The 5,067-nt window shown below is 37.8% G+C and carries 4 protein-coding genes, 1 pseudogene and 1 CRISPR repeat array; all 5 genes and pseudogenes read left to right on the top strand.

All coding sequences use genetic code 11. The annotated features are described in order from the left end of the window. Positions 1-204: pseudogene (locus QZ998_RS11240) on the top strand (hypothetical protein); the annotation flags it as partial. A gap of 9 nt (positions 205-213) precedes the next feature. Next, a complete protein-coding gene (cas3, locus tag QZ998_RS11235; protein ID WP_296560647.1) occupies positions 214-2,862 on the top strand; it encodes a CRISPR-associated helicase Cas3' in 2,649 nt (882 codons plus the stop codon). 11 nt (positions 2,863-2,873) lie between these two features. Next, positions 2,874-3,368: a CRISPR-associated protein Cas4 gene (locus QZ998_RS11230; protein ID WP_296560645.1), complete on the top strand. Its 495-nt coding sequence runs from the start codon at positions 2,874-2,876 to the stop codon at positions 3,366-3,368. A gap of 12 nt (positions 3,369-3,380) precedes the next feature. Next, positions 3,381-4,379 (top strand): type I-B CRISPR-associated endonuclease Cas1b, encoded by a 999-nt coding sequence (gene cas1b, locus QZ998_RS11225; RefSeq protein WP_296560643.1) that lies wholly within the window; start codon positions 3,381-3,383, stop codon positions 4,377-4,379. 3 nt (positions 4,380-4,382) lie between these two features. Continuing rightward, positions 4,383-4,667 carry a CRISPR-associated endonuclease Cas2 gene (cas2, locus tag QZ998_RS11220; protein ID WP_296560641.1) on the top strand — a complete coding sequence of 95 codons (285 nt, stop codon included), beginning with the start codon at positions 4,383-4,385 and terminating at the stop codon, positions 4,665-4,667. A gap of 169 nt (positions 4,668-4,836) precedes the next feature. After that, a CRISPR array of direct repeats spans positions 4,837-5,066; the repeat unit is 31 nt; unit sequence TGCCGAACCATAACATAGGATGTTTTTAAAT. Position 5,067 lies beyond the last annotated feature (1 nt).

Genomic DNA, 5,067 nt, shown 5'->3' with positions numbered 1-5,067 from the left:
GGGACTCTGGTTCCCCAGGATGATTTGTTTTTAGACGATACGGAAGCACTTGATTTTAAATATGAAGAACGGCTGCCGCTAGCAATTGATCCCGATTCCAATCAGTATCAAACCATCCCGTTTGTTTATACCAATATCCCGGTAAAATTATCGGATACGACAACCGTACACCAGGCTGCCCAAAATAATCTTATCTTTTTTTAGGAGACCTTTATGTATTTTGATCACGTTCCACGCTTTAATTTCAAAGCGCATTTTAATACGGCTGCTCCATTCCATGCCCATCTTCGCGAAGATGGGCATGGAAACATTAAATCGGAGTTGTTAGAAGATCATATGAACCTAACCATGAGCTACTTTGAGAAACTCTGTGCGGAAAAGAATTTAGACCCAATTTTTCATCATTTCGAAATTCAACTCGTTGGCGATTTGTCCGATTCCGCCAAAACCTTGTGGCAGGAGCTTCTTTATAATGCCATCTATACCCATGACCTTGGTAAAACAAATCCAAATTTTCAAAGCCAGAAAATGAAGAACCACGCCCATCAGGCCACCTGCTCGAAAAACGCCAATCACTCTTACTTTTCAGCACTCATTTATGCAAATCACTATCTCAACAAAGTCTTTACGTTTAAAGGTAAAGAACAACATATCCTGTTTTTTACCCTAATCTTTAATTCCTATATTATTAGCAAGCATCATGGTTATCTCAGCAATTTTCCAAAGTTTTTAGAAGAAATCGATCGCGATTTAGTCAACGAAAAACCCGAAGATTGTTTTTTGTACACCGAATCATTTGGTGACATCATAAAAAAGCCAGGAAATATAGAAAGTGCCCATCATAAAGTACTAACCGACCTAAAAAGAAATGAACTATGGAAGTCAATTCCCTGGATAATCTATGGACGATTTTTGTTTGGTCTTTTGGTTTCCTGTGATTTTTATGCCACCTCTGATTTTATGCACGGGCCCATTCATCATTTTGGTACCATTAAGGATATCAATCACTACCTGACGGCTTTTAATCAATCACCCATTACGCAAAACATCCACAAACACCAGTTAAGTAAAAGCAGTACTGCAGTGAGTCCTTTTGATCAAGACGATATCAACACCTTACGCAGTGAACTCTTTTTAGAGGCCGAAGAAAATCTGCTGAAAAATTCTAATGAATCACTTTTCTTTTTTGAAGCGCCCACCGGAAGTGGGAAAACCAATACCTCTATCAATCTTGCCTTAAAACTATTAGAATCCGATTCGAAGCTCAATAAAATCACCTATGTCTTTCCTTTTAACACCTTAGTCGAGCAAACAAAGAGCAGTTTAATGAATGCCTTTAATGCTGATCCAGCCATTGCTAATGCAATTACGGTAGTTAATGGTATTACTTCCATTAAAGCATTGACAACTTCTGGTGAAAATTATCCGGATGGCGAGTTGTATGAATCAGCTAAAAAGCAACGGACTGATGTAAATAACCGATGTACTGATTATGAACAATCCCTTTTAGCCCGACAGTTTTTCCATTATCCCCTGATTTTGACCACCCATGTCAATTTCTTTAACACCCTTTTTGGCACCGACCGGGAATCGGTTTTTCCTTTGGCTCATCTGGCCAACAGTGTTATTATCCTGGATGAAATCCAAAGTTATCCTAACCATCTTTGGAAAGAGATTATCCTATTTCTTCAGGATTATGCCCAGCTTTTAAATATGCGCATTATCATTATGTCTGCTACCCTACCCGATCTGGGAAAACTTAGTTTAAAGGATGCTCGCCCAGTGCCAAGACTCATTAAAGATCCGCAACGCTACTACCAGCATCCACTTTTTAAAGACCGCGTAAGTTTAGATTTTTCACTGTTAAACTATGACCGGGAAGCCATTCTTGATCAGCTTTTAGACAAAATAATAAAAACCAGCATTATGCTTGAAAACAATCCAAAATTTGTTGGTTTTGAGAACAAAATCCTGGTTGAATTTATTAAAAAATCGACAGCCCTAGATTTTTTTGTCCGACTAAACGATAAACTCAACTCACTGGGAATCAAGCGCGAGATTTTATGTATGACCGGCGATGATAATAAAGCGGAAAGAAAGCACATTATTGAAAGGGTACGAACCGGAAGAAATTTGATTCTGGTTGCCACTCAGGTCATCGAAGCCGGCGTCGACATCGATATGGATATGGGCTTTAAAGACATTTCACTTTTTGATGCAGAAGAACAGTTCCTTGGCCGCATCAATCGTTCCTGCAAAAAAAAAGCTGCCAAGGTTTTCTTTTTTAATTATGACCCTGCTGATCTTTTATACCGCAACGATTTTAGAAAACAGGAGCACCTCACAATCCAGGATCAAACCATGTGGAGCCTGCTTGAGAGTAAAAACTTTACTACCTTTTATGATATCATTCTCACAGAAATCAATGCCTCCAAACTAGCTTATAATGATTCAAATATTGAAAATTTCGCCCGGGAAACCTTATGGAATTTTGACTATTTTGAGCTCCAAAAACATATGAAGCTGATTGATGATAATCGCCAAGAAATTTCTTTGTTTATTTGCGGTAATCCTGTCGAAATGGACGGCGTTCTTATTGATAGTGATGGTCTGTGGAATGACTATCTTGATTTACTGCTGAATAATTCCATGGGTTATGCCGAAAAACGGGTACGGTTATCTGATTTTTCGGAGAAAATGGATTATTTTATTTATCAAATTCCCATGCCAAAGTATTTATTTGATCATCAAGGACAAATTGGAGATCTTTATCGATGTGAACGTGATGAGGCGTTTTTCCCAAATGGTAAGTTTGATCGAAATGCATTTCGTGCCCATCATGAAAACAATCTTTTTTTGTAAAGGAGTTGCTTATGGGAGTAACTGGTACCCTAGTAAATTATTACATCCATTGCAAACGTCAATGCTGGCTCCATGGCAATCGGATCAACCTAGAAGACAATAGTGAGGATGTTAAAATTGGAAAGGCCCTGCATGAGGTTAAAGCGGCTGAAAGTGCCCAAACGGAAATTGCTGTTGAAAACATCAAAATTGATAAGATTACCAAAGATTATCTGGTTGAAATCAAAAAATCCGATGCTGACTATGAAGCCGTAAAGTGGCAAGTTCTTTTCTATCTCAATGTTCTAAAGAAAAAAGGAATAGAACGCCAAGGAAAAATAGAATTTGTCGAAAAAAACAAAGGTGATCGAAAAATTTATTATGTGGATTTGGACGAGGAAAACATCCAAAAGCTGTCCATCCTCGAAACGGAAATTATTGAACTATTAAACCAATCGGCACCACCAGCTGTTGCCATTAATAGGAAGTGCACGAAGTGCGCTTATTATACTTATTGCTGTATCTAAAGGAGGTTTTTTATGGGACATACCCGATATCTGACATCCATGGGTGAGTTGACCAGGAAGGATAATTCACTTTGCTTTCGTGTGAACGGACGAAACACTTATATTCCCATTGAAGGGATCCGTGAACTTTATTGTCTGTCTGAGGTAAGCATCAATACAAAGCTGCTTGATTTTCTCTCCAAAAATAAGGTCATTGTTCACTTTTTCAACTATCATGAAGGCTACAGCGGCACCTTTTATCCAAAAGAGACGCTCGTCAGTGGCCGTTTGCTGGTTGCCCAGGTAAACGCGTCAGCAAATAAACGTCTTGATATTGCCAAGGCCATTGTTCAAGGCATCGCCTGCAATATTGATGAACTGCTCTATCATTATTATAAGCATGAAAAGAAAGAGGTAAAACCCACCATTGACTGGATTCGCAAAGATTTGCCATTAAACCTGTCTCGCGCGTACCATATAAAACAAATTTTGCAAATTGAAGGCGAATTGTGGCAGCGCTTTTATTCGAGCTTTAACTATTTCTTGCCTGAAGATTTTATGATGAATAAACGCGTCAAGCGTCCTCCTGATAATCCCATTAATGCGCTGATTTCTTTTGGCAATAGCTTGCTTTACTCCAAGACCATCTCTGTGATTTATCAGACTCACTTGGATCAACGGATCAGTTTTCTTCACGAGCCATCGGAAGGTCGGTTTTCTTTGAGTCTTGATTTGTGCGAAGTTTTTAAACCCGTGATTGTTTTTAAGACGATCTTTGATCTTGTGAACAATCGACGTCTTCAAGTAGATAAACATTTTGAAAAGAAGTTAAATTATTGTATTCTTAATGAAGAAGGCCGAAAAGTATTTGTCGGAGCCTTCGAAGAACGTCTGGAAAGTGTATTTCAGCATCCCAAGCTTAAGCGGAAAGTAAGTTATCGAACCGCCATCAAACTAGACTGTTATAAACTAATTAAGGAAATTCTTGAAGGGCAAATTTTTATTCCGTTTAATAGTAAGGATAAACAATAAGTCATGGGAAAATCACTTAATTATAATTATGCCTTTGTTTTCTATGATATCAATGAAAAACGAGTGAACAAGGTTTTTAAAATTTGCAAAAAATATTTGGTTCATTACCAAAAATCAGTCTTTCGCGGTGCGATTACGCCCTCAAAGCTCATTCAACTTCGACAGGAATTAAAAAATATTATTGTTGGCGAAGAGGATTTTGTGTGTATAATTAAATTAATTAATGGGGATGTTTTTGAAGAAGAAACTTTGGGCAATTTCCAATCTGCCGAGAACCTTTTCCTTTAATTTACCAGGCATTTTTTATGTGTTTTATCAAAATTGCCATAATTAATGGGGTTTCTATGGAGCAGAAGCGTTTATTTCGGAATTCTTAAAACGGCTGGTAAATTTTTCTATAACGCCTTAATATAGGGATTCAATCAGCCCTCATTATTATTTTTTAGCAGTTTTTCTATAGCCGAACCATAACATAGGATGTTTTTAAATGTTTCGATCATATCCAACCCCACCAAATCATTATTTTGCCGAACCATAACATAGGATGTTTTTAAATTCGCCTAAGGCTGTACAGGCCCATTCGTTTTCGATGCCGAACCATAACATAGGATGTTTTTAAATTCAAACTGCTTCATTGCTGCGCTCGCCCGGTTGATTGCCGAACCATAACATAGGATGTTTTTAAATA

The sequence above is a fragment of the uncultured Acetobacterium sp. genome (assembly GCF_927416815.1).
Classification (GTDB): Bacteria; Bacillota; Clostridia; order Eubacteriales; family Eubacteriaceae; genus Acetobacterium.
Note: the sequence above shows the minus strand (reverse complement) of the source record. Positions and strands in the feature narration are given on the sequence as shown.